This is a genomic window from Nonomuraea mangrovi (genome assembly GCF_042681425.1).
Taxonomy (GTDB): domain Bacteria; phylum Actinomycetota; class Actinomycetes; order Streptosporangiales; family Streptosporangiaceae; genus Nonomuraea; species Nonomuraea mangrovi.
Genome location: NZ_JBHUFV010000079.1, coordinates 16,141 through 42,588, shown reverse-complemented (window position 1 = coordinate 42,588; position 26,448 = coordinate 16,141). Strand labels below are relative to the sequence as shown.

At 71.1% G+C, this 26,448-nt stretch carries 29 protein-coding genes; 15 read left to right on the top strand and 14 right to left on the bottom strand.

What is annotated here, in order from left to right:
- Position 1 precedes the first annotated feature (1 nt).
- Complete coding sequence (locus tag ACFSKW_RS46490; RefSeq protein WP_379581027.1) at positions 2–1,141, bottom strand: thiolase C-terminal domain-containing protein; 1,140 nt, start codon at positions 1,139–1,141, stop codon at positions 2–4.
- A gap of 117 nt (positions 1,142–1,258) precedes the next feature.
- Between ACFSKW_RS46490 and ACFSKW_RS46485 the strand changes: the two genes are divergently transcribed.
- The 7 genes from ACFSKW_RS46485 to ACFSKW_RS46455 are packed head-to-tail and all read left to right on the top strand — an operon-like array spanning position 1,259 to position 7,220.
- Positions 1,259–1,864, top strand: a complete 606-nt coding sequence (locus ACFSKW_RS46485) for a flavin reductase family protein (RefSeq protein ID WP_379581026.1) — start codon at positions 1,259–1,261, stop codon at positions 1,862–1,864.
- Entirely contained in the window at positions 1,861–2,961 is a 1,101-nt protein-coding gene (locus tag ACFSKW_RS46480) for an acyl-CoA dehydrogenase family protein (RefSeq protein WP_379581025.1), read from the top strand. Before ACFSKW_RS46485 ends, ACFSKW_RS46480 begins: the two co-directional genes overlap by 4 nt.
- Positions 2,958–3,716, top strand: a complete 759-nt coding sequence (locus ACFSKW_RS46475; RefSeq protein ID WP_379581024.1) for an SDR family oxidoreductase — start codon at positions 2,958–2,960, stop codon at positions 3,714–3,716. The genes ACFSKW_RS46480 and ACFSKW_RS46475 overlap by 4 nt, the downstream gene beginning before the upstream one ends.
- A gap of 29 nt (positions 3,717–3,745) precedes the next feature.
- A complete protein-coding gene (locus ACFSKW_RS46470; RefSeq protein WP_379581023.1) occupies positions 3,746–4,102 on the top strand; it encodes a PadR family transcriptional regulator in 357 nt (118 codons plus the stop codon).
- Positions 4,099–5,106, top strand: coding sequence for a hypothetical protein (locus tag ACFSKW_RS46465; protein ID WP_379581022.1), 1,008 nt, complete (start codon positions 4,099–4,101; stop codon positions 5,104–5,106). Before ACFSKW_RS46470 ends, ACFSKW_RS46465 begins: the two co-directional genes overlap by 4 nt.
- Positions 5,107–5,137: 31 nt before the next feature.
- Entirely contained in the window at positions 5,138–6,439 is a 1,302-nt protein-coding gene (locus tag ACFSKW_RS46460) for a DUF2252 domain-containing protein (protein ID WP_379581021.1), read from the top strand.
- 34 nt (positions 6,440–6,473) lie between these two features.
- A complete protein-coding gene (locus tag ACFSKW_RS46455; RefSeq protein WP_379581020.1) occupies positions 6,474–7,220 on the top strand; it encodes an SDR family oxidoreductase in 747 nt (248 codons plus the stop codon).
- 2 nt (positions 7,221–7,222) lie between these two features.
- Here the strand turns inward: ACFSKW_RS46455 and ACFSKW_RS46450 are convergent, their stop codons facing one another.
- The 6 genes from ACFSKW_RS46450 to ACFSKW_RS46425 all read right to left on the bottom strand — a co-directional run bounded on the left by ACFSKW_RS46450 (position 7,223) and on the right by ACFSKW_RS46425 (position 11,142).
- On the bottom strand, positions 7,223–7,564 hold the full coding sequence (locus tag ACFSKW_RS46450; RefSeq protein ID WP_354906770.1) for an RNHCP domain-containing protein: 342 nt from the start codon (positions 7,562–7,564) through the stop codon (positions 7,223–7,225).
- A 232-nt stretch (positions 7,565–7,796) separates the two neighbouring features.
- A complete protein-coding gene (locus tag ACFSKW_RS46445) occupies positions 7,797–8,612 on the bottom strand; it encodes an ATP-grasp domain-containing protein (protein ID WP_379581019.1) in 816 nt (271 codons plus the stop codon).
- Positions 8,613–8,689: 77 nt separating this feature from the next.
- The gene (locus tag ACFSKW_RS46440; RefSeq protein ID WP_379581018.1) at positions 8,690–8,947 is read right to left on the bottom strand and encodes a hypothetical protein; all 258 of its coding nucleotides are present in this window, start codon (positions 8,945–8,947) and stop codon (positions 8,690–8,692) included.
- 64 nt (positions 8,948–9,011) lie between these two features.
- A complete protein-coding gene (locus ACFSKW_RS46435; protein WP_379581017.1) occupies positions 9,012–9,269 on the bottom strand; it encodes a hypothetical protein in 258 nt (85 codons plus the stop codon).
- A 207-nt stretch (positions 9,270–9,476) separates the two neighbouring features.
- Positions 9,477–10,412 (bottom strand): SDR family oxidoreductase, encoded by a 936-nt coding sequence (locus tag ACFSKW_RS46430; RefSeq protein WP_379581016.1) that lies wholly within the window; start codon positions 10,410–10,412, stop codon positions 9,477–9,479.
- Positions 10,396–11,142 carry an SDR family oxidoreductase gene (locus tag ACFSKW_RS46425; RefSeq protein WP_379581015.1) on the bottom strand — a complete coding sequence of 249 codons (747 nt, stop codon included), beginning with the start codon at positions 11,140–11,142 and terminating at the stop codon, positions 10,396–10,398. Before ACFSKW_RS46425 ends, ACFSKW_RS46430 begins: the two co-directional genes overlap by 17 nt.
- A gap of 45 nt (positions 11,143–11,187) precedes the next feature.
- Here ACFSKW_RS46425 and ACFSKW_RS46420 point away from each other — a divergent pair, with 45 nt between their 5' ends.
- From ACFSKW_RS46420 to ACFSKW_RS46405, 4 genes are read left to right on the top strand one after another with little or no spacing between them, the layout of a single operon-like run.
- Positions 11,188–11,919 (top strand): enoyl-CoA hydratase family protein, encoded by a 732-nt coding sequence (locus tag ACFSKW_RS46420; RefSeq protein ID WP_379581014.1) that lies wholly within the window; start codon positions 11,188–11,190, stop codon positions 11,917–11,919.
- Positions 11,920–11,927: 8 nt separating this feature from the next.
- Positions 11,928–12,704, top strand: a complete 777-nt coding sequence (locus tag ACFSKW_RS46415) for a CoA transferase subunit A (RefSeq protein ID WP_379581206.1) — start codon at positions 11,928–11,930, stop codon at positions 12,702–12,704.
- Positions 12,701–13,381 carry a CoA-transferase subunit beta gene (locus tag ACFSKW_RS46410; protein WP_379581013.1) on the top strand — a complete coding sequence of 227 codons (681 nt, stop codon included), beginning with the start codon at positions 12,701–12,703 and terminating at the stop codon, positions 13,379–13,381. The genes ACFSKW_RS46415 and ACFSKW_RS46410 overlap by 4 nt, the downstream gene beginning before the upstream one ends.
- Positions 13,378–14,406, top strand: coding sequence for an NAD(P)H-dependent flavin oxidoreductase (locus tag ACFSKW_RS46405; protein ID WP_379581012.1), 1,029 nt, complete (start codon positions 13,378–13,380; stop codon positions 14,404–14,406). The genes ACFSKW_RS46410 and ACFSKW_RS46405 overlap by 4 nt, the downstream gene beginning before the upstream one ends.
- On the opposite strand, the gene ACFSKW_RS46400 is transcribed toward ACFSKW_RS46405, so the two are convergent.
- Genes ACFSKW_RS46400 through ACFSKW_RS46385 form a run of 4 tightly spaced genes read right to left on the bottom strand, consistent with a single transcriptional unit; the run spans position 14,393 to position 18,362 of the window.
- Positions 14,393–15,064: a pentapeptide repeat-containing protein gene (locus ACFSKW_RS46400; protein ID WP_379581011.1), complete on the bottom strand. Its 672-nt coding sequence runs from the start codon at positions 15,062–15,064 to the stop codon at positions 14,393–14,395. The two genes, ACFSKW_RS46405 and ACFSKW_RS46400, sit on opposite strands and share 14 nt — an antisense overlap.
- Before the next feature lie 4 nt (positions 15,065–15,068).
- Positions 15,069–16,580 carry a glycoside hydrolase family 3 protein gene (locus ACFSKW_RS46395; protein WP_379581010.1) on the bottom strand — a complete coding sequence of 504 codons (1,512 nt, stop codon included), beginning with the start codon at positions 16,578–16,580 and terminating at the stop codon, positions 15,069–15,071.
- A gap of 44 nt (positions 16,581–16,624) precedes the next feature.
- Entirely contained in the window at positions 16,625–17,926 is a 1,302-nt protein-coding gene (locus ACFSKW_RS46390) for an alkaline phosphatase D family protein (protein WP_379581009.1), read from the bottom strand.
- A 22-nt stretch (positions 17,927–17,948) separates the two neighbouring features.
- Positions 17,949–18,362, bottom strand: a complete 414-nt coding sequence (locus ACFSKW_RS46385; RefSeq protein ID WP_379581008.1) for a DoxX family protein — start codon at positions 18,360–18,362, stop codon at positions 17,949–17,951.
- Positions 18,363–18,447: 85 nt separating this feature from the next.
- Here ACFSKW_RS46385 and ACFSKW_RS46380 point away from each other — a divergent pair, with 85 nt between their 5' ends.
- Positions 18,448–18,909 (top strand): MarR family winged helix-turn-helix transcriptional regulator, encoded by a 462-nt coding sequence (locus tag ACFSKW_RS46380; RefSeq protein WP_379581007.1) that lies wholly within the window; start codon positions 18,448–18,450, stop codon positions 18,907–18,909.
- 28 nt (positions 18,910–18,937) lie between these two features.
- Here ACFSKW_RS46380 and ACFSKW_RS46375 read toward each other — a convergent pair whose 3' ends face one another.
- Positions 18,938–20,074: an acetyl-CoA C-acetyltransferase gene (locus ACFSKW_RS46375; protein ID WP_379581006.1), complete on the bottom strand. Its 1,137-nt coding sequence runs from the start codon at positions 20,072–20,074 to the stop codon at positions 18,938–18,940.
- A gap of 97 nt (positions 20,075–20,171) precedes the next feature.
- On the opposite strand from ACFSKW_RS46375, the gene ACFSKW_RS46370 reads away from it, so the two are divergent.
- Together ACFSKW_RS46370 and ACFSKW_RS46365 are read left to right on the top strand one after the other, a co-directional pair.
- A complete protein-coding gene (locus ACFSKW_RS46370; protein WP_379581005.1) occupies positions 20,172–20,837 on the top strand; it encodes a TetR/AcrR family transcriptional regulator in 666 nt (221 codons plus the stop codon).
- Complete coding sequence (locus ACFSKW_RS46365; RefSeq protein ID WP_379581004.1) at positions 20,834–21,559, top strand: DNA alkylation repair protein; 726 nt, start codon at positions 20,834–20,836, stop codon at positions 21,557–21,559. The genes ACFSKW_RS46370 and ACFSKW_RS46365 overlap by 4 nt, the downstream gene beginning before the upstream one ends.
- On the opposite strand, the gene ACFSKW_RS46360 is transcribed toward ACFSKW_RS46365, so the two are convergent.
- On the bottom strand, positions 21,501–22,334 hold the full coding sequence (locus tag ACFSKW_RS46360; RefSeq protein ID WP_379581003.1) for a LysR family transcriptional regulator: 834 nt from the start codon (positions 22,332–22,334) through the stop codon (positions 21,501–21,503). The genes ACFSKW_RS46365 and ACFSKW_RS46360 overlap by 59 nt on opposite strands.
- Before the next feature lie 45 nt (positions 22,335–22,379).
- On the opposite strand from ACFSKW_RS46360, the gene metE reads away from it, so the two are divergent.
- The gene (metE, locus tag ACFSKW_RS46355) at positions 22,380–24,515 is read left to right on the top strand and encodes a 5-methyltetrahydropteroyltriglutamate--homocysteine S-methyltransferase (RefSeq protein ID WP_379581002.1); all 2,136 of its coding nucleotides are present in this window, start codon (positions 22,380–22,382) and stop codon (positions 24,513–24,515) included.
- On the opposite strand, the gene ACFSKW_RS46350 is transcribed toward metE, so the two are convergent.
- A complete protein-coding gene (locus ACFSKW_RS46350) occupies positions 24,481–26,424 on the bottom strand; it encodes a HelD family protein (RefSeq protein ID WP_379581001.1) in 1,944 nt (647 codons plus the stop codon). The two genes, metE and ACFSKW_RS46350, sit on opposite strands and share 35 nt — an antisense overlap.
- Between the last annotated feature and the right edge of the window lie 24 nt (positions 26,425–26,448).

Here is a 26,448-nt window from a genome sequence, read left to right as displayed (position 1 = left end):
CTCACCCCTTCCGCAGGATCAGCGCCGAGGTGGCCGGCAGGATGTGGCCTGGCTGGGCCGTGGACAGCGCCACCTCGGCCCCGCGCACCTGCCGCTCGCCCGCGTCACCCCGCAGCTGGGAGACGGCCTCGGCGATGTGGTTGAGCCCGTGCACGTATCCCTCGGACAGGAATCCGCCGTGGGTGTTGACCGGCGGCCCCTCTCCCGAGGCGGCGTAGGGGCCGCCCTCGCCTTTGGCGCAGAATCCGTAGTCCTCCAGCTGGACGATCACCGAGTAGGTGAAGCAGTCGTAGAGCTCGGCCACGTCGACGTCGCCCGGGCCCACGCCTGCCATGCCGTACAGGCGGGGGGCCAGGGCGGCGGCGGCGGTCACGGTCGGTTCGCCGGGGGCGAGGAAGGAGTCGCCGCCTCCCCATGCGGCGCCGGAGATCAGCACCGGCCGCCTGCGCAGGTCGCGGGCGCGCTCGGCGGTGGTGACGACCACCGCGCACGCGCCGTCGGTCTCCAGGCAGCAGTCCAGCAGGCGCAGCGGCTCGGCGATCGGGCGGCTGGCGAGGTAGTCGTCGAGGGTGATGGGGGTGCGCATCAGCGCGCGGGGGTTGGCCACGGCGTGGGCTCGCTGCCTGACCGCCACGTGCCCGAAGTGCTCGGGCCTGGTGCCGTACTCGAGCATGTGGGCGCGGGCGTACATCGCGAACTGCTGCACGGGCGCGCCGTAGCCGTAAGGGGCGAGGTACTGCGTCTCGGGGCTGGGGTTCGGCGCCGTCCCCATGCGGAACTCGGACCTGGCGTTGATCGCCCGGTAGCAGACCACCGTCTCCGCGATGCCCGCCGCCACCGCCAGCGCCGCCTGGCCGACGACGGCGTGCGAGACGCTGCCGCCGCCGAAGTGGTCGAGGTGCCAGGTGGGCGCGGTGATCCCGAGCGCGGGGCCGACCACGGAGGGCGCGGCGGAGTCGCCCACCCTGTGGGTGGCCAGGCCGTCCACGTCGCCGGCGGTGAGGCCCGCGTCCTCGAGCGCGGCGAGCACGGCCCTGCAGGCCAGGGTCAGCGTGCTGACGCCCGAGTCCTTGGAGAACGGCGTGTACCCGACTCCCGCGATCGCGGCCGCATCTCTGAAATCAAGCAAGCGCTTGGCCACGTGTTCGACGCTATGCCGCGCACGAAACGGCTGTCAACGCGTTGACAGGCTTTCGGGGAGACGCCTACCGTCCAAGCAAGCGCTTGGTAAGATACAGTGGTGGACGAGGAGGCGCCCATGAGCACACACGCTGCCCGGCTGATCGCGCCGGACGGCTGTGACGGCAGGCCGCATGGCGCGCCGTACCAGCACGGCACCACCAACGGGAACACCCCCATCGCAAGCACCTCCGCGGGAGGGCCCAACGGGGCCGCCAAGCACTTCAGGTCGGTGCTGAGCAGGTTCGCCACCGGCGTCGTCGCCATCACCGCCCTCGATCCCGAGAGCGGCAGGCCGAGCGGCCTCGCGGCCAACTCCTTCACCTCCGTCTCACTCGACCCGCCGCTGGTCGCCTTCTGCGTGGCGCACACCAGCACCAGTTGGCCCAGGCTCCGCGCGGCCAGGACGCTGACCGTCAACGTGCTCGCCGAGCACCAGCAGCCGGTGTGCGCGCAGCTCGCGACCAAGGGCGGCGACAAGTTCGCGGGCCTCTCCTGGACCCGCTCCCCCGGCGGCAACCCCTTACTCGAAGGCGCGCTGGCCTGGCTGGAGTGCTCGGTCGAGGCCGAGCACCCCGCGGGTGACCACGTGATCGTCGTGGCCAGGGTCCACCAGCTCGACACCCACGCCGACGGAGGCCCGCTGCTGTTCTTCCGCGGCGGCTACGGGCGATTCGCCTCATGACGCTCAGGCAGGAGGCCAGGGACTGGCTGGAGTCGGCGCTCTCGGCCGAGTTCGCCCACGCCCGAGGGCTCGGCGGTCCGGGCCGCGAGCACGAGGGCCACGACGTACGGCACGCGTGGGAACGCCACCTCGGCAGGGCGGGCTGGACGTGCCTGGCCTGGCCCAAGGAGTACGGCGGGCGCGAAGCCTCCCTCGAGGACCAGATCGCCTTCCACGAGGAGTACGCCAGGGCCGACGCCCCCGCCAGGGTCGGCCACATCGGCGAGGGGCTGATCGGCCCCACGATCCTCGACTTCGGGTCGCGGGAGCAGAAGGACCGCTTCCTGCCCCCGATCCAGCGCGGCGACGAGCTGTGGTGCCAGGGCTACTCCGAGCCCGAGGCGGGCTCCGACCTGGCCAACGTCCAGACGAGGGCGGTGCTCGACGGCGGCGAGTGGGTCGTCACGGGTCAGAAGGTCTGGACGTCGCTCGCGCACGTGGCCGACTGGTGCTTCGTGCTGTGCCGTACCGAGCAGGGCTCCGCGCGGCACCACGGGCTGTCGTACCTGCTGGTCCCGATGCGGCAGGACGGGGTCGAGGTGCGCCCGATCAGGCAGCTCACCGGCACCGCCGAGTTCAACGAGGTCTTCTTCGACGGCGCCAGGACCGCGAAGGGCAACATCCTGGGCGCGCCGGGTGAGGGCTGGCGGGTGGCGATGGCCACGCTCGGCTACGAGCGCGGCGTCTCCACCCTCGGCCAGCAGATCGGCTTCCAGCGTGAGCTGGCCAAGGTCGTCGAGGCGGCGCGGCGGACCGGCGCGCTGGACGATCCGCTGATCAGGGACGAGCTCGCCCGGTCGTGGCTGGAGTTGCGGATCATGCGCTTCAACGCGCTGCGCCCCGACGCCGAGCCGTCGATCGCCAAGCTCTACTGGTCGCAGTGGCACCAGCGCCTGGGTGAGCTGGCCCAGGCGGTGCTGGGCAAGGAGGGCCTGGTGGGCGAGCTCGGCGACCTGCAGCGCCTCTACCTGTTCAGCCGCGCCGACACCATCTACGCGGGGTCGAGCGAGATCCAGCGCACCATCATCGCCGAACGCACCCTGGGGCTGCCCAAGTGAAGTCACACGGCCTGCTCGAAGGAAAGGTCACGCTGGTCACCGCCGCGGCGGGCACCGGCATCGGGTACGCCACCGCCAGGCGCTGCGCGGAGGAGGGGGCGATCGTCGTCATCTCCGACCGGCACGAGCGGCGGCTGCGGGAGGCGGCCGAGGCGCTGACCGAGCACGCGGGCGCCGAGCCGCTGGCCGTACCGTGCGATGTCACCTCGGAGGCGCAGGTGCGCGCGCTGTTCGAGGCGACGGTGGAGGCTCACGGGCGGCTGGACGTGCTCGTCAACAACGCGGGGCTCGGCGGCACCGCCGAGCTGGCCGTGATGACCGACGAGCAGTGGCACGCGGTGCTCGACGTGACGCTGACGGGCACGATGCGCTGCACGCGCGCGGCGCTGCGGCACATGATGCCGCAGGGCTTCGGCGTGGTCGTCAACAACGCCTCGGTGGTGGGCTGGAGGGCGCAACGCGGCCAGTCGCACTACGCCGCGGCCAAGGCGGGAGTGATGGCGCTGACCAGGTGCGCGGCCGTGGAGGCCGCCGAGCACGGGATCAGGGTCAACGCGGTCGCGCCCTCACTGGCCATGCATCCGTTCCTGAGCAGGGTCACCACGGAGGAGGTGCTGGCCGAGCTGGTGGACAGGGAGGCGTTCGGCAGGGCGGCGGAACCGTGGGAGGTGGCCAACGTGATCGTCTTCCTCGCGAGCGAGTACTCCGGCTACATGACGGGAGAGGTGGTCTCGGTTTCGAGCCAGCGCGCCTGATATCTTGCCTCGCATGTTATCGTGAAGGCATGAATATGACAGAGCCCATGTTCCTGGCTCTGACGGCGCTTCTCGACGAGCCCCGCCACGGCTACGGCATCGTGCAGGAAGTGGAACGGCTGTCCGAAGGCAAGGTGCAGCTCAAGATCGGCACTCTGTACGGCGTGCTCGACAGGCTCGCCTCCGACGGCCTCGTCGAGCTCGATCACGAAGAGGTCCAGTCGGGGCGGCTGCGCCGCTACTACCGCCTCACCGACGCGGGCGAGGACGCGCTCCAGGCGGAGGTCGCCAGGCTGACCGGCACCCTCCAGGCCGCCACCGAACGGCTCAGCGCCCGCGGGCGCTCCTTCACCGCCCGCCCCTCGATCGCCGGAGGTTCCGCATGACCCTGCTGGAGCAGCGCTACCGCTTCGTGCTCAGGATGCTGCCCGCGTCCTACCGGGCCAAGCGCGAAGAGGAGATGGTCGACGCCTTCCTCGACAGCACCGGGCAGGTCCGCGACGAGGACAACGCCCGGCCGACGTGGCGCGAGGTCGCCTCCGTGGCCGCGCTGGCGATCCGGGTGAGGGCGGGCGGGCCCGGCGCCGCCCCCCGCTACCGGGAGATGGGAGACGCGGTCAGGCTGGTCGCCCTGCTCGGCCTGGGCTACCACGCCGTCCTGGGCTGGGAGGGCCTCATCAGCACGCTGTTCTCCTTCGGCATCGTGGGCGACCTCGACCCCGAGTACGTGATCACCGATCCGGCCGGGCAGGCGTGGGGGCTCGTGTCCGCGGCCGCGGATCTGGTGGGGGTCGCGGCCTTCGCCTCGCTCGCACTGGGCCGGGTGCACGCGGCCAGGATCCTCACCTGGCTGAGCCTGCTGTATATCGCGGTCATGACCGGGATGGGTCTGTTCATGTGGGAGCGGACGATCACCGAGCAGGTGCTCTACCTGCTGGTCATGGCGACGCCCGGCGTGGCGCTGCTGATCGGCTACCACAACGACGCGCCGGTGCGCCGCTCGCCGCTGCTCGCGGTGCTTCCGCTGGGATTGACTGCCCTGCACGTCGCTGTCGGTTTCGCCACCACTCAGCGCCTGGCCTTCTACAACGGCGACGATCTGACCTGGATAGCCGCGTGGACCGACCTGTCCGGTCTGAGCGCGATCGCGATCGGGGTGGCCGGCGTGCACTGCCTCGTCCGGCGGGCCTCACCGCCTGCCTGGGGTCTGGCCCTGGCCGTGGTCGCGATGCTGCAGGGCGTGATGCGGGCGCCCTCGCTGCCCCTGGACGCCGAGAGCTTCGCCACGCAGCCGCTGGGGACCACGATGATCGCCCAGTTCGCGGCACTGCTGGTGCTGGCCGCCGCGCTCGCCGTCGTGAGCGTCAGGTCGCTGCCGCGCCCCACCTAGCCTGAGGGGGCGCGCGGGCCTACTGTGAGCTATGGCGACACAGAGCCGCGCGTCACACCTCCTCGAGGTCCTGACCACCGAGTTCGGCCCCTCCATCGAACGTGACCCCGCCGCGTTCCTGCGCAAGTTCAGGAAGATGGCGGGGTCGGCGTTCGCGTTCTACCGCGGCAGCGCGGCCGTCTTCTACGCCGACATGACGGGCGGCTTCGCCGACGACTCCTACCTCGACGGGCCGACAGGCCGGGTGTGGATCCACGGCGACCTGCACGCGGAGAACTTCGGCACCTACATGAACGCCTCGGGCGTCCTCGTCTTCAACGTCAACGACTTCGACGAGGCCTACGTCGGGCCCTACACCTGGGACCTGAAGCGCTTCGCGGCCAGCGTCGCCCTCATCGGGTACGGCAAGGCCCTGTCCGACGAGGCGATCTCCCGCCTGGTCAGCGACTTCGGCGCCGCCTACCTGACCGAGCTGACCGCCATCGCCAAGGGCGGCGACGACGCGATCGGCTCGCTGACGCTGAACACCACCAAGGGCGTGCTCCACCGGGTGCTGCTGTCGGCGCGGCTGCGCACCCGCGTGGCCATGCTCGAGGTCGAGACCGTGATCGACGACTACGACCGGCGTTTCGCGCTGATCGAAGGGCGCGAAGCGGTCTCGGAGCAGACCAGGGCGGCGGTGCTGGCCGCCTTCGCCGACTACCTCGCCACGCTGCCCGGCCACACCAACCCCGTCGAGCACGTGATCAAGGACGTGGCGCTGCGCAAGGGCGTGGGCATCGGCTCGGCGGGACTGCCCTCCTACAACCTGCTGCTGGAGGGCCACACGCAGGCACTGGAGAACGACGTCATCCTCTACATGAAGCAGGCCCAGGTGCCGGCCGTGGCCAGGCACATCCACGACGAGAAGGTCTCGGCCTACTTCCGGCACCAGGGGCACAGGACCGCCGAGTCGCAGCGGGCCCTGCAGGCCTACGCCGATCCGTGGCTTGGCTACACCACGCTCGACGGGATCGGGCAACTGGTGGCCGAGGTCTCGCCGTACTCGGCCGATCTCGACTGGGACGACGTCAACGAGCCCCGCGAGCTGCTCTCGATCGTGGGCGACCTCGGGCGCGCGGTGGCGCGGATGCACTCGGTCGCCGACGACGAGTCCGCGCACGACCTGGTCGACTTCTCGACCGAGGAGGCGATCGTGGCCGTCATCGACGGGGACTCGGCCGGGTTCCTCAGGATGCTGGTGGACTTCGCCCACGCCTATGGCGCGCAGGCACGCCAGGACCACCAGACCTTCGTCGACCTGTTCAGGAACGGCAGGATCCCAGGGCTCTAGGAACCGACCGGTTGGTATGGCATGCTTCCAGAACATGACTCTGTTCTCGGTGGAAGGCAAGAAGGTCGTCGTCACCGGCGGCTCCAGAGGCATCGGACGGATGATCGCGGCAGGGTTCGTCGCGGCAGGGGCCACGGTTCACATCTCCGCGCGCAAGACGGCCGAGGTCGAGAAGGCCGCCGCCGAGCTGGGCTGCGCAGCCGTGCCCGCCGACCTGTCGACCCCCGAGGGCGTCGCCGCACTGGCCGAAGCGGTCGACGGTCCGCTGCACGTACTGGTCAACAACGCGGGCGCGACCTGGGGTGCGCCGCTCGAGGAGTATCCGGAGCACGCCTTCGACAAGCTGTGGGGCATCAACGTGAAGGGCGTCTTCTACCTGACGCAGCGCCTCCTTCCCCACCTGCGGGCCGCGGCGAGCGCCGACGACCCGGCCAGAGTGATCAACATCGGCTCCGTCGACGGCATCAGGGTGCCCGCGATGGAGAACTACGCCTACTCCGCGGCGAAGGCGGGCGTCCACATGCTGACCAGGCACCTGGCCAGGCAACTGGCGCCCGAGCACATCACGGTCAACGCGATCGCGCCGGGCCCGTTCGAGTCGAAGATGATGGCCTTCGCCCTGGACGATCCCGCCACCCGCGAGATGGTCGCCGCCGGTGTGCCGCTGGGCAGGATCGGCCGCCCCGACGACATGGCCGGAGCGGCGATCTTCCTGTCCTCGCGGGCGGGCGCCTACCTGACCGGCACGGTGATCCCGGTGGACGGCGGGATCACCGCCTGAGCCTAGAGACGGGCGAACCAGTCGAGAGGGAAGGGCGGCTGGGCGAGCGGGGCGACGGCCAGACGCATCAGCGTGAGCGGGTTGTCGTCACCCGCGATGCGGTTGGCGTCCAGCTCGCCGCAGAAGGTGCAGCGATGGATGATCTGCCATTCGCCGCCCTGTCTCACGTGGATGGCGATGGGCGCCATCCCCGCCGCGCAGTCGGCGGCGCGGTCGCCCGGGGTCCTGTCGACATGACGGGACCACAGGCAGGTGGGGCAGTGGTTGCGGTGGCGGGTGCCGGGGGCGTCCATGGGGACGTCGAGCCGGCAGTTGACGCAGCGGAACGAACTCTTACGAGGCAACGGAGTAGCGCTTTCGTGACGTTGAGGACGGGACATCTGTGCCGTCGCTCACCGCCATGCGGAGTCAGCCCCGCCGGCCGCTCCGGCGAGAAGGTGAGTCCGCTCGAGGGCGCGCGACGGCGACCTCGGTGCCCGCGGGCATCAACATCCCCCCTCGCGTCCGCTCGTGTGCCTGCTCGTCATCGGCAGTCAACCAATCCGCCGCCGCACCTCGCAACGGGTTTTCCGCGCGTCAGAGCAGCTCGGTGAGCGCCCTCGCAAGGTTGGCCGCCGCCCCTTCGGCGTAGCGCAGGAACAGGTAGGGCTCGGTGAGCTCCAGCTCCATGAGCGCGGGGCTGCCGTCGGGGAGCCTGATGAGGTCGACCCTGGCGTAGAGGAGCTCGCCCTGCACCGCCGCGAGCACCTTCTCGGCGAGCTCGACCTGGTCGTCGGCAGGCGTGCGCGGCTCGGCACGGGAGTTGTCGGCGAGGCTCTGCCCGCCGGCGAGCATCGCGTTGCGCCGGACGGCGTGGCTGAAGGTCCTGTTGAAGTAGAGCAGTGACGTCTCGCCCTCGGCCTCGACCATGTCGAGGTACGGCTGGACCATCGGCGTGCGCCCCGAGGCCTCCAGCGCCTGCGCGTGCGCCTGCGCGACCGCCCTGTCGGTGGTCCTGATCGTGTCGCGCGCCCCCGCCGAGACCGTCGGCTTGACGACGTACTCGCTCCACTGCGGCATGCCGTCCGCCGACCAGTGCGTCGGCACGGTCGGCACGCCCAGCTCACGCAGGTAGGTCTTGTCGGTATTGGTCTCCAGGACCGCAGCCGGGTTGAGCAACCTGGTCACACCCGCCGTCGCCCTGGCCCATGCCAGGAACTCCTCGCGCCTGTCCAGGTAGTCCCACACCGAGCGCACGACGGCCGCGTCGAACGCGCTCCAGTCGGCCTCGGGATCGTCCCAGCGCACGGCCTGCCCGTCGATGCCCGCGGCACGCCACGCGGCGATGACGAGGTCACGCTCGTCGTCCCGGGAGTCGTCATCACCAAATGTCACATATGCACAGATAGTCACCCGAGGGATAGTACGCGGTAGGAAAACCGGCGCGAGCCGGGCCGTCGCCGACCCGGCTCGCACGCTTTCGGGGCCGGCTAGTCGACCCAGACCCTGATGCCCACACCGCTGCCGTTGGTGGCGGTGGCGGCGTTGCCGTTGATGTTGTTGACGTTGGTCGCGCGACGCGTGCCGATGTTGCCCGCATACACGTTGCCGAAGTTGTTGCCCGACTGCGACGCCTCGTGGTTGTGACTGCCGTTGCGGATGTAGGTGTCGGCGCTGGCAGGAGCACTCATGAGGGTGGCGCCGGCGGCCGCGACGACGATCCCGGTGACGCAGAGCTTCTTGAGCATGTCGACTTCCTTCCAGTTCAGGGGATGATGGAACGTTCCATTAGGCATGAGGAAGACGTGCCGCCTAGTAGAAGATGTATGTCACCGTGATGCTGCCGTCGGTGGCGGTGTTGGCGATACCGTTGATGTTGTTGACGTTGGTGGAATCGCTGCCGCCGTGATTGAAGGCCGCGACGTTCCCGAAGTTGTTGCCGGACTGCCAGGAGTCGCTGTTGCGGCTCCAGTTGCTGGTCCAGGTATCGGCGTGTGCGGGGGCCGCCAGCAGCGTGACGCCCGTGGCCGCTGCCAGAACGGCACCGGTTGCGCACAGCTTCTTGATCACTTCAGCTCCTTCGCCAGTGGGGGTCGTGGACCGATGCGCACCTTGGGCCCATGGTGCGCGACTGTCCGTTTGACTCCGCTTGACCGGGTGAGGTCAAAGCCAAAGCGATCATATAGCTGAGTGCATTCGATGTGTAGCTCTTAGTAATCAGAAGATTATTCTGTGGCAGACTCCTCGCCGCTCAGGCTTCTCCACCGGACGGCGGCCTCACGATCCGTAGACCGGCTCGGGCTCGGGTGCCCGCTCGAGCAGGGCGGTGACCGCCTCGCCCACCTCGGCGGGATCCCAGCGGCGACCTCCGTCCACGGCGGGTCCATGGCGCCAGCCGGTGGCCAGCCCGATCCTCCCGCCCTCCACCTCGAAGACCCGCCCCGTGACATGCCCGGAGCCGACGGAGCCGAGCCAGGTCACCAGCGGCGCGACGTTCGCCGGGTCCATGGGGTCGAAGCCCGCCTCCGGCCTCGTCATGGTGGCGGCGAACACCTCCTCGGTCATCCTCGTCCTGGCCGCGGGGGCGATGGCGTTGACGGTCACCCCGTAACGGCCGAGTTCCGCCGCGGCGACCTGGGTGAGCGTCGCGATGCCGCCCTTGGCCGCGGCGTAGTTGCCCTGCCCGACGCTGCCGAGCAGGCCCGCGCCCGACGAGGTGTTGACGACGCGGCCTTCCACCCGCTCGCCCGCCTTCGCCCGCTCCCTCCAGTGCGCGGCGGCGTGCCGCAAGGGGAGGAAGTGGCCCTTCAGGTGGACCCTGATCACCTCGTCCCACTCGTGCTCGGTCATCGAGACGAGCATGCGGTCACGCAGGAAGCCCGCGTTGCTGACCAGGACGTCCAGCCGGCCGTACGCGCTGACCGCCATCTTGACGAGCCTGGCGGCGCCGTCCCAGTCGGCCACGTCGTCGCAGTTGGCCACCGCCTGGCCGCCCGACTCGCGGATCTCCTCCACCACGTCGAGGGCGGGCGCGCCCGACCTGCCGCCGCCGTCGCGCCCGGTGCCCAGGTCGTTGACGACGACCTTGGCACCCTGCCTGGCGAACTCCAGCGCGTGCTCCCTGCCGATGCCGCGCCCCGCGCCCGTCACGATGACGACCCGGTCTTCACAGATCCTCGCCACACGCCCTCCTTGGTTATCGGGAGATTTCATCAGATGCGAGCCATTTCCAGGCAGGGGTCTCGCCGCCTCCGTGCACGAGAACCTGCGCGCCCGTGACGTACCGGGAGGCCGCCAGCCACAGGCAGACCTCGCCGACGTCGTCCGGCTCGGCCATCCGTCCCGCGGGGATGGTCGCGTTGATGACGTCGATCCTGTCGTTGTAGTGCTCGGCGGCGTTCTCCGTCTTTGCCAGGCCGACCACGACCGTGTTCACCCTGACGTCGGGGGCCCACTCGGCGGCCAGGCACGCGGCGAGGTGGTGCAGGCCCGCCTTGGCCGCGCCATAAGCGGAGGTGCCGGGGGACGGGCGGGTGCCGCTGGTGCTACCGATCATGAGCACCGCTCCGCCCGCGGCGGCGAGCAGAGGGTGCGCGCGCTGGGCGACCAGGAGCGGCGCCGTCAGGTTCAGCTCGATGACGCGTGCGTGCAGGCGGGACGAGGTGCCCGCGACCATCGCGTACGGCGCGCCGCCCGCGTTGTTGACCACCACGTCGAGCCGGTCGAGCCCGCCGAACAGCCGCTCCAGGTCGCCGGGCTCTCGCACGTCCGCCTGGACGAACCGGGCGCCAGGCCCGAGATCCGGCGCTCCCGCGGGAGGGGTCCTGGCGCAGACGATCACGTCGGCTCCCGCGGCGGCGAAGGCGCGGGCGATCCCCAGCCCGAGGCCCTTGGTTCCGCCGGTCACCAGGACCACCTTGCCGGTGTAGTCGTAGGAGATCACGGATGCTACGGTACCAAGCAAGCGTTAGGTAACGACAGGAGCGTCATGGGAATCACGCTGCGGGCGGGACCGATCGCCGAGGTGGTCGTCGACGTCCCCCCTGTCAACGCGCTGCGGGTGCGGGACTGGCACGACCTCGCGCAGGCCGTCCAGGCCGCGGGGCAGGACCCCGGGACCAGGGTCGTGGTGCTGAGAGCGGAGGGCCGCGGGTTCAACGCGGGCGTGGACATCAAGGAGATGCAGGAAGACGAAGGTCACGCCGCGCTCGTGGGCGCCAACCGGGGGTGCTACCGGGCGTTCGCGGCCGTCTACGACTGCGAGGTGCCGGTGATCGCGGCCGTGCACGGCTTCTGCCTGGGCGGCGGCGTCGGCCTGGCGGGCAACGCCGACATCGTGCTCGCCAGCGAGGACGCCTACTTCGGACTGCCCGAGGTGGACAGGGGCGCGCTCGGCGCGGCCACCCACCTGGCCAGGCTCGTGCCGCAGCACCTCATGCGCGCGATGGTCTACACGTGCAGGAACGTCACCGCGCACGAGCTGCACGCGTTCGGCTCGGTGCTGCACGTGACGCCGCGCGACGAACTGCGCGCCACGGCCATGGAGGTGGCAGGACGGATCGCCGACAAGGACCCCTACGTGATCCGCCGCGCCAAGGAGTCGCTCAACGGCATCGACCCGGTCGACGTCAAGCGCAGCTACCGCTTCGAGCAGGGTCTCACCTTCGAGCTGAACCTGATGGGCGCGGGCGACGAGCACAGAGAGAGGTTCCTGCGGTGAGCAAGGTGATGACGGCCGACGAGGTCGCGGCCAGGATCGAGAGCGGCATGACCGTGGGCGTCGGCGGATGGGGGTCGCGCCGCAAGCCGATGGCGCTCGTCCACGCCCTGCTCCGCTCCCCCGCCACCGACCTGACGATCATCTCGTACGGCGGCGCCGACGTCGGCATGCTGTGCGCGGCGGGCAAGGTGCGCAGGGTCGTGGCCCCCTTCGTCACGCTCGACACCATCCCCCTCGAACCGCACTTCAGGACCGCCAGGCAGCGGGGCGCGATCGAGTTCACCGAGTACGACGAGGGCATGTTCATGTTCGGCCTGCTGGCCGCCGCGCACCGGCTGCCCTTCCTGCCGACGCGGGCGGGGCTCGGGTCCGACGTCATGCGGGTCAACCCCGAGCTGAGGACGGTGCGCTCGCCGTACACGGAGGAGGACCTGGTGGCGGTGCCCGCGCTGACCATGGACGTCGCGCTGGTGCACCTCAACAGGGCCGACAGGCGCGGCAACGCGCAGTACCTCGGCCCCGACCCCTACTTCGACGACCTCTACGCCAAGGCGGCCACGAGCTGCTACGTCTCATGCGAGCGGCTCGTCGACAGCGCCGACCTGCTGAAGGAGGGGCCGGTGCAGTCCCTGCTGATCAGCAGGTCGTTCGTGGCGGGCGTGGTCGAGGCCCCTGGGGGCGCGGGCTTCACCTCGTGCGAGCCCGACTACGGCAGGAACGAGGCGGAGCAGCGCAGGTACGCCACGACGCCGTGGCAGGAGTATGCGGCAGGAGCATCGCGATGAGCAGGGCTGATGTGTGCGTGGTCGCCTGTGCCGAGGCGTTCAGGGGCGACGGCGAGATCGTGGCGGCCGGGATCGGCGGGCCGATCACGTTGCTGGCCGCGCGCCTGGCCAGGATGACGTTCGAGCCCGACCTGATCACGACCGACGGCGTGTGCCTGCTGACCGGCGACGCGCCCGGCGTGGTGGAGGGCTGGCTGCCCTTCCGCGAGCACCTGTGGCTGGTGCTGAACGGCAGGCGGCACGTGTTCCTCGGCGCCTCGCAGATCGACAGGTTCGGCAACACCAACATCTCCTGCATCGGCCCGTGGGAGCGGCCCAAGGCCCAGCTCCTCGGCGTGCGGGGGGCGCCGGGCAACACCGTCTGCTGCCCGACGAGCTACTGGATCCCCAAGCACAGCCCTCGCGTGTTCGTCGAGCAGGTCGACATGGTCTCCGGCGTGGGCGGCCCGATGATCCGCAGGGTGGTGACGAACCTCGCGGTGCTCGACCTCCGCACTCCGGACGGGTCGATGCGGCTGGTGTCGGTCCACCCCGGTGTCGACGTCGCCGAGGTGGTCCAGGCGACCGGCTTCGACCTGGTCGTCCCGCCCGACGTGCCCACCACGCGGCTGCCGACCGACGACGAGCGCCGCGTCCTGGAGACGCTCGACCCCGGCAACCTGCGCGAGGCGCTATGAGAACCGCGCTCACCGACCTGGTCGGCTGCCGTTACCCGATCGTGCAGACCGGCATGGGCTACGTGGCGGGGGCCAGGCTCGCCGCCGCCACGTCGGGCGCGGGGGGCCTCGGCGTCATCGCCGCCTCCACCATGTCCGTGGCGGAGATGACGACGGCGATCCGCGAGGTGAAGGAGCGCACCGGCGCGCCCTTCGGCGTCAACATCCGCTCCGACGCCGGCGACGCCGCCGAACGGGTTGAGATCATGATCCGTGAGGGGGTCAGAGTGGCCTCCTTCGCCCTGGCGCCGCGCAGGGAGCTCATCGACAGGCTCAAGGAGGCGGGCGTCGTCACGATCCCCTCCGTCGGCGCGCGCCGCCACGCCGAGAAGGTCGCCGCGTGGGGAGTGGACGCGGTGATCGTCCAGGGCGGCGAGGGCGGCGGCCACACCGGTCCCGTCCCAACCACGCTGCTCCTGCCCCAGGTCGTCGACTCCGTCGACATCCCCGTGATCGCCGCCGGCGGCTTCTTCGACGGCCGCGGCCTGGTGGCGGCCATGGCGTACGGCGCGGCCGGCATCGCCATGGGCACCCGGTTCCTGCTCACCAAGGACTCCCCCGTGCCCGACCAGGTGAAGCGGCTCTACCTGGAGGCCACCGACACGATCGTGACCCGCAAGGTGGACGGGGTGCCGCACCGGGTGCTCGCCACGCCGTTCGTCACCTCGCTCGAACGCACCCGCCTGCTGCGCGCGCTCGTCAACGCGGCGCGCTTCAGACGGCTGTCGGGCCTCGGCTGGGGACAGCTGGTCGGCGAGGGCCGCAGGATGCGGGCGGGCAGGGACCTGAGCTGGGCCCAGGTGCTGCAGGCGGCCAACACCCCGATGATGCTCAGGGCGGCCATGGTCGAGGGCCGCACCGATCTCGGGGTGATGGCCGCCGGCCAGGTGGTGGGCGTGCTCGACGACCTGCCCTCGTGCGAGGAGCTGGTCGAGCGGATCATGGCCGAGGCCGGCCAGGTGCTCGGGCGGCTCACACCACCGTGAGCCCGCGGGCACCGAGGATCGCGTTGGCCTGCGCCTGGTTGATGATCGCGCCGGACAGGGCGCGCAGCTTGGCGTCGTCGGGTTCGCCGAGGTCGGCTCCCCGCAGGTCGGCCTTGGCGAAGACCGTCTTCAGCACCTTCGTGCCGATCAGGCGGCAGTCGCTGAAGACGGCCTCGGTGAAGTCGCAGCCCGACAGGTCGGCGTCGTCGAACCTGATGCCCTCGAGCGTCTGACCGCGCAGTGAGCAGCCGCCCAGGTTGGCCATCGTCAGGTTCGAGCGCGCGAGAGTGAATCCCGTGCCCCTCGATCCGGTGAGCGACGCGCCGATCATGCGGCAGCCGCTGAAGGCGGCGTCGGTCAGCAGCGCACCGCCGAAGTGCGCGGAGGACAGGTCGACGTCGGTGAAGCCGGCGTCGAGCAGGTCGGCGTCGGCGAACCTGGCCCGCAGGCCTCCCCCGCCGGTGAACACTGCGCCGTCGAGGTCGGCCTTGCGGAAGTCGGTCTGCTCGAGCACGCACGACTCGAACCTGGCCCCGGCCAGCGACGCGCCCCAGAAGTCGGTCTCGGTGAGGTCGCAGTCGCGGAAGAGGTGCGTCTCGTCCGCCGTGAGACGGTCGGCCATAGAGAGGTGGGAGAGGTCCTCGCCGTCGAAGTTCACGACGTCACAGGCTACCCGTGATCACCTCGGCCGCGGCCTGCCCGCAGACGCGGGCCGAGCCGTATGTGGCGATGTGGACCGCGCCGAGGTCGGAGCGCTCGGGCAGGCCCATCTCCACCACCACGGCGTCGGCGCGGGCGCTGAGCAGGTGGCTGATCGCCTCGGACTGCCACGGGTAGCGGTGGGCGTCGCGGGCGACGATCACCAGCGGGCGGTCGGCGGCGGATCTGAGCAGGTTCTCCAGGACGGCGGCGCGCGACTCCTCGGCGGTGAGCCTGTTGACGGTGGTGCCGGGCAGGAGCTTGCTCAACGGCTCGCCCACGCCCCACGGCGTGCCCTTGTCGATGGCCAGGTTCATCTCGGGGGCGAACTCGACGACCTGTGGCGCGACGGTCAGCGGGAGGATGGGCGCGGAGGTCCTGCGGGTGACCCTGACGGCGCGGCGGGCGGCGATGAGGCCGATCTCGCCCTCGACCGCGTGGCCGTCGTCGTTCGCCCCGCCCTGGCCGTTCTGCGCGGCCCTGGTGGCCGCCGACCACGCCCCGAGTCCCGTGACCCTGCGCGCGGCATCGGCCAGGCGCTCCTCCGGCAGCCTGCCTTCCAGCACCGCGTGGGCGATCGCGTCACGCACCTCGACGGCCGTCGCCTCGTCCGAGCGCTCGCCGCCTACGCAGATCGCGTCGGCGCCCGCGGCGATCGCCATGGCCGACGCCCCGCCCACGCCGTGGGCGCCGGAGACGGCCGCCATCTCGATCCCGTCAGTGATGATCATTCCGTCGAAGCCGAGTTCCTCGCGGAGCAGGGCGGTCAGCACGTGCGGGCTGAGCGTGGCGGGCCGCAGGTCGTCGTAGCGGGGCACGAGCAGGTGCCCCGTCATGATCGCTCGCACGCCTTCCTCGACGGCCGCGCGAAAGGGGAGCAGGTGCTCTTCGATGTCGCCCGCCACCACCGGCACGCTGTGGTGGGAGTCGACCGCGGTGTCGCCGTGTCCTGGGAAGTGCTTGGCGCAGGCCGCCACTCCCGTCGCCTGGAGTCCGCGGACGAAGGCCCTGGTGTGCCTGGCCACGAGCGCGGGGTCGGCGCCGAAGGCGCGCAGGCCGATGACGGGGTTGCCGGGGTTGGAGTTCACGTCCGCGGAGGGCGCGAAGTCGATCGTGATCCCCGCGGCGGCCAGGTCGCGGCCGAGGTCGCGGGCGAGCTCCTCGGTGAGCGCGACGTCGTCCACCACGCCGAGCGCGTAGTTGCCGGGCCTGCTGCTTCCCTTGGCGACCTCGAGCCTGGTCACCTCGCCCGACTCCTCGTCCACTCCGACCAGCGCAGCGGGGTTGTCCGCGTGCAGCGCCGCCGTCAGCTCGGCCACCTGGGCGGGGCCGGCGATGTTGCGGGAGAAGAGCACCACGCCCGCCAGGCCTTCGGACAGGCGGTGGCGGAGCCAGTCGGGGGGCGTCGTCCCGACGAATCCCGGGAGGACGACGGAGTCGGCAAGGCGAAGCAAGTCGCGGCCAGGCTTGGGCATGACCGAAATCTAATAGGAAAGTTTCCTATTTTCTAGAGGCATCTTCAGACGTCAACGCGTCTGATTCCACGGCCCTCCGTGACGAACTCGGCAAGTGTACGGACAGGGGCGTCCTTCCTGTCGACGAAGTCCACCCCTTTGAACGCGACGCGGAACTCGGCCTGGCTCACCGCCCCCGACAGGTAGCCGCGATGAGCGTCGAAATAGCGCAGGTGCGGGTTGGCGGCCAGCACGCCGGGACCGTCAGTGACCGGGGGGTTGCTGCTGATCGCGGAGCCGACGAACTCCGCCCCGACCGTCTGCCCCGCGGCGTCGACGACGTCACCGGCCCACGCGTTGTGCACGTCGCCGCTGAGCACCACCAGGTTCCGCGAGACGGCGGCGAGCAGGCGGGCGCGCTGCTCGGGGCGGCCGTCCCAGGCGTCCTTGCGCAGGTTCGGCGGCGGCCCGGGGACGAACCTGCGGGTGAAGAACAGCGGCTGCACCAGGACCCGCCACCTGACGGGAGTGGAGGTCAGCCTGGACAGCAGCCACGACTCCTGGGCGGCGCCCAGCATGGTGCCCGCGTCGCGGAACTGGCGCACGTCCAGGACCATGAAGTCGGCGACCAGGCCGTAGGTGCGCCTGCGGTACATCTGCAGCGCCCCCTCGCGCGGGCGCACGCGCAGCGGCATGTGCTCGTAGTAGGCCTGGTAGGCGGCGGCCCTACGTCTGAGGAAGCGGTCGGAGCCGTCGCCGCGCCCCTGATAGTTGTCCATCACCTCGTGGTCGTCCCAGGTCGGCACCCACGGGGCGGCGGCGTGGGCGGCCTGGAGGTCGGGATCGCGCTTGTAGGCGGCATAGCGGGCGCGGTACCCGGCGAGGGTGGTGGTCTCCTCGGGGGGATCGACACGGCGCACGCCCTGTGCCGGCCTGCCGTACTCGTAGATGTAGTCGCCGAGGTGGAAGACCACGTCCGGGCGCTCGGCCGCGAGGTGGCGGTAGGCGGTGAACCAGCCGTGCTCGAAGCGCTGGCAGTTGGCGGCCGCGAAGCGGACCTGCTGGGTGGAGGCGGCGTCGGGCGCGGTCCTGGTACGGCCCGCAGGACTCAGCTCCGATCCGGACCTGAACCGGTAGAAGTAGTCGGTCGCGGGACGTAATCCCTCGACCCTGACGTGGACGCTGTGGGCCCACGCGGGCAGGGCCTGCACGGTGCCCTGCTGGACGACTCTGGCGAACCGGTCGTCCTCCGCGAGCTGCCATCGCACCTCGACTGGATGGGACAGGCCGGTCAGCCTGGTCCAGAGGATCACACCGTCCGGTAACGGCTCACCCGACGCGACGCCCAGAGTGAACGGGTTGGGCATAGCCCGATGGTACGCACAGCGCTCAGGCCGCGACGGCCGCCTTGCGACGCTGCCACAGGCGGTCGGCCGCCAGCGCGCCGCCGCCGGTGAACGCCAGCGCGAGGCAGGCCGCGCCGAGGACGAGCGGGAGCTCGATGCCGCCCTTCTCGGCCAGGAACCCGTTGGGCAGGTGCACGAAGACGATCGCGCCCACCATGTCCAGCGCCAGCAGGACGCCGAACACCGGCAGCGCGGCGCCGACGATGAGCGCGATGCCGCCGACGACCTCCAGCACGGCCACGGCGGGAGCGGCGAGACCGGGCAGCGGAACGCCGATCTGCTCGAAGAACGCGGTGACGCCCGAGACGCCCATGGTGGTGAACTTCACCCAACCGTGGATCAGAAAGGTGACGCCGATGGCCAGCCTGGCGAGCAGCAGGGTGAGCGATTGAGCCATGGTTTACTCCGTCATTGTTGTTCGGATTTGAACAATCCCACTCTAGATGGTCGTTCAAATCTGAACAACTCATAGACTGGCGAACGTGACCGAGACACGATGGCTGGATGAGAGGGAGATGGCCGCGTGGCAAGCGTTCCTGATCGCCTCACACCTGCTGGAGAGGCGGATCGAGGAGCAGCTGAAGGGCGCGGCGGGCCTGACTCATCCGCAGTTCGAGGTGCTGACCCTGCTGTCGGCGGCCCCCGGGCGGAGGATGCGGATGACCGAGCTGGCCCGTGGCGTGGTCGTGTCCAAGAGCGGGCTCACCTACCAGATCTCCCAGCTGGAGAAGCGCGGCCTGGTACAGCGCACGAGCTCGCCGGGAGACGAGCGCGGGGTGCTCGCGGTGCTCACGGAGGAGGGCGCGCGGCAGCTCGCCGAGATCGCCCCAGGGCACGTCGAGGTGGTGCGCAGGTTCCTGATCGACCTGCTCACCCCCGAGGAGCTGGAGACGATGACCGCGGCCATGAGCAGGGCACGGCAGGCCATGCGGCCATCGACCTAGCCGTCACAGGCGTTCGTGGACGGTGCCGTCACAGACGTTCGAGGATGGTCACGTTCGCCTGTCCGCCGCCTTCGCACATCGTCTGCAGGCCGTAGCGTCCGCCGACCCGCTCCAGCTCGTGCAGCAGCTTGACCGCCAGCACCGCACCCGTCGCGCCCAGCGGGTGGCCGAGGGCGATGGCGCCGCCGTTGGGGTTGACGATCGCGGGGTCGGCGCCTGTCGCCTTGAGCCAGGCCAGCACCACGGAGGCGAACGCCTCGTTGATCTCGACGGCGGCGAGGTCGGTGATGGACATCCCCGCCCTGGCCAGCGCGTGCTCGGTGGCGGGAATGGGCGCGTCGAGCATGACGATGGGGTTCGCGCCGCGCACCGACAGGTGGTGGACGCGGGCACGCGGCGTGAGCCCGTGATCGCGTACGGCCCGCTCCGAGGCGACGAGCAGCGCCGCGGCCCCGTCGGAGATCTGCGAGGACAGCGCGGCCGTCAGCGACCCGTCGGGCAGCAGCGGGCGCAGCGCCGCCATCTTCTCCAGCGACGTGTCCCTGCGCGGTCCCTCATCCACCTCGACGCCCTCGTAGGGGGCGATCTGCCGGGCGAACCTGCCCGTGTCGACGGCGTGCAGGGCCCGCTCGTGCGAGGTGAGCGCGAAGGCCTCCATCTCCTGGCGGGAGATGCCCCACGAGGCGGCGATCCGTTCGGCGCCCGCGAACTGCGAGACCTCCTGCGAGCCGTACCGCGCCGCCCAGCCCTTGGAGCCGGAGAACGGCGTGTCGAAGCCGGGGAAGGGCATGGCCGAGGAGATCGGGACCATGCTCATGTTCTGCACCCCGCCCGCCACGACCAGGTCCGCCGTGCCCGAGAGCACCGCTTGCGCCGCGAAGTGCAGCGCCTGCTGGGAGGAGCCGCACTGCCTGTCGACGGTCACGCCGGGCACCTCCTCCGGCAGTCCCGCGGCCAGCCAGCAGGTGCGGGCGATGTCGCCGGCCTGGGGGCCGACCGTGTCGACGCAGCCGAAGATCACGTCGTCGACCGCGGAAGGGTCGATGCCGGAGACCACCGCGCCGATGACGTGGGCGCCCAGGTCAGCGGGGTGCGCCCCGGCCAGGCCGCCGTTCCTGCGACCCACGGGGGTCCTGACCGCGCCGACGATGTAGGCCTCGCTCATGCCCGAATCCTAGCAAGCGCTTGGTTCGGTTCGGAAGTGCCGGTGAGCTGCGGGTGTTCTGTGAACAAGCGATTGCGCAAAGGCCCATAATGGAGGCGTGACAACACGAAAGAACCCGACCGCCGCGCCGCCGAAGACCAAGCGCGCCGCCGCGTCGGGATCGGCCTCGGAGCGCCGTGACCACCTCGTGAAGCTCGCCGCCGAGATCTTCGCACGCAAGGGCTTCCAGGCGACGACCGTTCGCGAGATCGCCAACGAGGCCGGCATCCTCTCAGGAAGTCTCTACCACCACTTCGACTCCAAGGAGACGATCGTCGACGAGGTGCTGTCCACCTTCCTCGACGACCTGATCGCCCGCTACCGGGCGGCCCTGGAGAGCGGCGGCGACCCGCGCACCGTGCTGTCGGAGATGGTGCGCATCGGGTTCGGCACGCTGGAGCCGCATCGCGCCGCGATCACCGTGATGCAGAACGACTGGAACTATCTGCGCCAGTTCCCCCGCTTCAACTACCTCGTCAAGGCCGAGGACGACGTGGAGCAGATGTGGGTGCGGCAGATCAAGGCGGGCCAGGCGGCCGGGCAGTTCCGCGCCGACGTCGACCCGAAGCTGACCTACCGCATGATCCGCGACACGATCTGGGTGGCGGTGCGCTGGTTCCGCCCCGGCGGCAGGCTCAACACCGCGGGCCTGGCCGAGCACTACATCACCGTGCTCTTCGACGGCCTGGCCACCGGCGAGCGGACCACCCAGCCGCAGGCATGAGCCTCCCGAAGGTGGTACGGCTGGCACTGCTGGAGGTCGCCGAGCCCGACAAGGCCCCGGCGATGCAGGCCTACATGAAGTCGCAGATGCCCTTCCTCGGCGTGCAGTCGGGGCCGCGGCGGGCCGCGCTGAAGAAGGTGTTCGCCGAGCACCGCATCGAGTCCGCGCCCGAGTGGCGGCGCTCGGTGCTGGAGCTGTGGCGGGAGGCCGAGTTCCGGGAGGAGCGCTACGCCGCGATCGAGCTGTCGGGTTTCCGCTTCTACAGGGACTTCCAGACGCTCTACACCGTCCCGATGTACGAGGAGATGGTCGTCTCGGGCGCGTGGTGGGATCTGGTCGACGAGATCGCCACGCACCGGGTGGGCGGGCTGCTGGCCGCCTACCCCGACGCCATGCGGCCGCTCCTGCTGGAGTGGGCGCACGCGGAGAACCTGTGGAAGCGACGCACCGCGATCCTGGCCCAGAACAGGTTCAAGGAGCGCACCGACACCGCGCTGCTCTACGCGTGCATCGAGCCGAGCCTGTCCGACATCGACTTCTTCGCCCGCAAGGCGATCGGCTGGGCGCTGCGCGAGTACGCCAAGACCAATCCGCGCGAGGTCGTCCGCTACGTCGAGGCCAAGGGCATCAGCGGCCTGAGCAGGCGCGAGGCGCTGAAGAACGTCACCGTGTCCACAGCGCCTGCTGCACCGCCTGGACCAGCGCCATCAGCTCGGGCGTGACCGCCTCCCCCTGCCATGCCAGCGTGTAGGTGAGGCGCAGGTCGGCGGCCTCCAGCGGGACGAACCTGATGTCGTCGCGGCGCACGGTCCTGGCGACCAGCTGCGGGATCGGCAGCAGCCCCACGCCCGCGGCGACCAGGTCGAGCGCCGCGCCGAAGTCGTCGTCGGCCACCTGCCGGTGCCTGCCGGGCAGGCCGGCCCACCGGCCGCCGGGGATCAGCACGTCACGGCCGCCGAGCTCGGCGGCCGTGACCCTGGACCGCCAGGCGTGGTCCACCGGTACGGCGAGCCTGTCCACGGTCACATGGAATCTGGCCCCCGTGACGAACCTGGGCGGCGCGGGCACGGCCACGATCGCCGCCGAGGCCTCCCCCTCGTCCAGCGCCCTGGCCGCCGCGCCCCGCCCCGCGGTGACGAGTTCGACGGCGATCCCCCGCCCCGCGAGCCTTCTGGCGACGCGGGCGACGAGCGGCCCCGCCAGCGGTGGATAAGCCAGATGAATGACCGGCCTGGCCAGTCGCGCCCCCTCGAGGCCGAAGGCGGTCACGCTGTCGAGCACCTGGTGCGCGTGGCCGAGCAGGGCCTTGCCCTCGGGAGTCAGCCGCACCGCGCGGGCGGACCTGTCGAAGAGCCGGAGACCCAGGGCCTTCTCCAGCCGGGTGACGGCCTGGCTGACCGCGGGCTGCGACATGCCGAGCTCGGCGGCCGCCCGGGAGAAGCTGAGCAGCGCGGCGACGCGCTCGAAGCACTGGATCTCCCTGAGCATAAGCAGCATCAATAGATGATGCACCGGAAGCGGCCGCGCGTGTTCGGTTGGCGCATGACTTCTTTTCCTTCGTCCACCGTGCTGGGTTACCCGCGGATCGGTCCCGACCGCGAGCTGAAGCGAGCCCTCGAGTCGTACTGGGACGGGCGCGCCACCCGCGCGGAGCTGGAGCGGGTGGGCGCTGAGCTGCGCGAGCAGACGTGGCGGCGGCTGGCCGAGCTCGGGCTCGAAGGGCTGCCGTCCAACACCTTCTCGCTCTACGACCAGGTGCTCGACACGGCGGTGATGGTCGGCGCGGTGCCGGAGCGCTACAGGGACGCCGAGGACCCCTACTTCGCGATGGCGCGCGGCACCCAGGGCCTGCCCCCGCTGCGGATGACCAAGTGGTTCGACACCAACTACCACTACATCGTTCCGGAGATCGGCCCCGGCACCGTCTTCAAGCTGGACGCCGCCAAGCCGCTCGGCGAGGTGCGGCAGGCGAGGGCGCTCGGGTTCGAGACGCGGCCCGTGGTGATCGGCCCCGTGACCTTCCTCCTGCTCTCGAACGCGCTCGACCGGCTCGACGACGTGCTCGGCTGCTACGAGGAGCTGCTGTCGGCACTGGCCGCGGAGGGGGTGGCGTGGGCGCAGTTCGACGAGCCCGCGCTGGTCGGGGATCGGACGCCGGCCGAGCTGGCGGCGGTGCGGTCCGCCTACGACCGCCTGGGCTCGACGGCGGCCAGGCCCTCGCTGCTGGTGGCGAGCTACTTCGGCGACCTCGGCGAGGCGCTGCCTGTGCTGGCGGCGACGCCGGTCGAGGCGATCGGCGTGGACCTGGTGCGGGGCCAGGCGCCCGCGCTGCCGGGCAAGACGGTGGTGGCGGGCGTGGTGTCGGGACGGGACGTCTGGCGCACCTCGCAGGCCAGGGCGCTGGCGGCGCTGCGGGCCGTACAGGCGGACGACGTGGTGGTGAGCACCTCGTGCTCGCTGCAGCACGTGCCGTACACGGTGGCGGTGGAGGACGAGCTGGAGCCGGGCCTGCGCGAGCGGCTGGCGTTCGCGGAGGAGAAGGTGGCCGAGGTGGTCACGCTCGCCCGCCTGTTCGCCGAGGGCGCGGCGCCCGGCCTGGAGGAGACGGTGACGCGGGCCCGCAGGGACGGCGTCGCGCCCGCCCGCCGCAGTCCCTATCCCGTGCGGGCCAGGGCCCAGGCCGGGCACCTCGACCTTCCGCTCCTGCCCGTCACCACGATCGGCTCCTTCCCGCAGACGAGCGAGCTGCGGGCGGCCCGCGCCGACAGGTCGCTGCCGGTGGCCGACTACGAGGCGCTGGTGGAGAAGGAGATCGAGCGCGCGATCAGGGTGCAGGAACGGCTCGGCCTCGACGTGCTCGTCCACGGTGAGCCCGAGCGCAACGACATGGTGCAGTACTTCGCCGAGCACCTCGACGGGTTCGCGGTGACCAGGCACGGCTGGGTCCAGTCGTACGGCTCGCGCTGCACCAGGCCGCCGCTGCTGCACGGCGACGTCAGCCGCCCTGCCCCCATCACCGTGCGATGGGCGACGTACGCGAGCTCGCTGACGGCCAAGCCGGTCAAGGGCATGCTGACCGGCCCCGTCACGATCGTCGCCTGGTCGTTCGTCCGCGACGACCTGCCGTTGCGCGAGGTGACGTTCCAGGTCGCCGACGCCATCGCGGAGGAGGTGCGCGACCTGGAGGCGGCGGGCATCTCGATCATCCAGGTGGACGAGCCGGCGCTGCGCGAGCTGCTCCCCCTGCGGGCCGGCGCCCAGGAGGACTACCTGGAGTGGGCGGTGGCCGCCTACCGCAGGGCGACCTCGGTGGCCGCCGACCGCACCCAGATCCACACGCACCTCTGCTACTCCGACGCCGACCAGATCCTGGCGGCCATCGACGGCCTCGACGCCGACGTGACCACGATCGAGTCGGCCAGGTCGGGGGCGCGGATCCTGAAGAACGTCGGCGGCTACTCCCGCGGCCTCGGCCCCGGCGTGTACGACATCCACTCCCCTCGCGTGCCGGCGGAGGCCGAGGTGGAGGCGCTGCTGAAGGAGGCGCTCGGCGTGCTGCCCGCCGATCGGCTCTGGGTCAACCCTGACTGCGGCCTGAAGACCCGCACCTACGAGCAGGTCGAGGCGTCGCTGGCCAACCTGGTCAGCGCGGCCCGCTCGCTCCGCGGGTCCGTGTGAGCGGCAGCGGGCCCACCACGTCGAGCCGCGAGACCGCCCTGGTGAGCGCCACGTAGAGGCGGTTCATGCCGCGCGGCTCGGCGGCGACGATGGCCTCGGGGTCGACGACCACCACATGGTCGTACTCCAGCCCCTTGGCCATGCTCGCCGGCACCGCGGTCACCCTCGCGCCGGGCTCGTCCACCGGCGCGAGGTCCACGCCCGCGGCCCGCAGCCGCGCCACCAGTCCGGGCAGCTCGTGGTCGGCCGCGATCACGCCGACCGAGCCCTCGAAGGCCATGGCCTCGGTGACGGCCGCCGCCGCCTCGCCGTCGGCCCGCATCAGCAGCCGTCCCTCCGACCGGAACGAGCGGGTGCGCGGCACGTTGGCGCCCAGGTCGTCGAGCAGCCCGTTGGCCAGCTCGACGACCGCGGCGGGCACCCTGAACCCGGTCGTCAGCGCGATCACGGTGGCGTCCGGCTTGCCCAGGCTCTTCAGCTGGTCGGCCCAGTCGGCCGCCGCCCACGGGGTGGTGCCCTGGGCCAGGTCGCCGAGCACCGTCAGCGAGCCGTACTCGCTCCTGCGGGCGATGGCCCTGCACTGCATCGGCGACAGGTCCTGCGCCTCGTCCACGATCACGTGCCCGTAGCCCTTCGGGTGGTCGAGCAGCCCCTCCAACTCGTCGATCAGCACGTTGTCCGCCGCCGTCCACGTCTTGCGCGCGCGGGTGATCGCCCGCCGTTCCTCGGGGGCGAGGATCCCCTCGGCGGGCCCGGTCGGGTCGGCGAGCAGCTCGGTCAGTACTTCCTCCGCCTTCACGTTCGGCCAGACGGCGTCGATCGCGGGCGTCGCTCCTCTGGTCATCGCGCGCATCCACGCCGCGGTCGCGGTGCGGCCGCGCAGCTCGGCCTGGCGTCTGATCAGTGCGACGGTCTGCGAAAGCACCCGCTCCCTCCCGATCCGGTACGGCAGCGCCGCCCGTCTCGCGTCGTCGACGATGCGCCGCAGGTCCTCCTGCTGGACCCGCCACACGAAGGCCCCGTCGCGCACGGCCACCGGCTCGGCCGGCTTGGCGATCCTCCCGTACAGCGCTTTTCTGAGCACCGCGGCCATGCGCTCGTCGTGTTTGACGACCGCGGCCTCGGCGGAGTCGGTGCCCTTCACCTGGACCCGCCGGAGCAGATCGTCCACGGTCGTCTGCTCGACGTCGACCTCGCCCAGCGCGGGCAGGACGGCGCCGATGTAGCCGAGGAAGGCGCGGTTGGGGCCGAGGATGAGCACGCCGTGCCGGTCGAGCCGCTGCCGGTGGGCGTAGAGCAGGTAGGCCGCCCTGTGCAGGCCGACGGCGGTCTTGCCGGTGCCGGGCGCGCCCTGCACGCAGATCGACTCCTCCAGCTCGGCCCTGACCAGCTCGTCCTGCTCGGGCTGGATGGTGGCGACGATGTCGCGCATGGGGCCGACCCTGGGCCGCTCGATCTCGGCGGCGAGGATCCTGCTGGCGACCTGCGCGCCGCCGTCGAGGTGCTCGTCCTCGAAGCCGGTGAGGGTCAGGTCGGCCCAGCCGTACCTGCGGCGCATGAGGATCCCGCGTCTGTCGCCCGCGTGGGCGCGGTAGAAGGCGGTCGAGACCGGGGCCCGCCAGTCGATCACGACGGGCGGGTGCCCGGTCTCTCCGGAGATGTGCCGGCGGCCGATGTAGTAGCGGTGGCCCTCCTCGACGTCGAGGCGGCCGAAGAACGGCGGTCCCTCCGGGGCCTCGCTGAGCTCCTTGGCCAGGCTCTTGAGGTGGCGGCCGAGACGTTCGGCGCTGTAGCGGTCGCCCGCGACGGCCTCTCCCACGATGACGTTCTCGCGGGCTCCGTCGAGCATCCGCTGGAGCCCTTTTCTGCACTCGGTGACGTAGGCGCGCTCGCTCTCGAGTTCGGTCATGGAGATAGTGTAACCCGGTTAAGT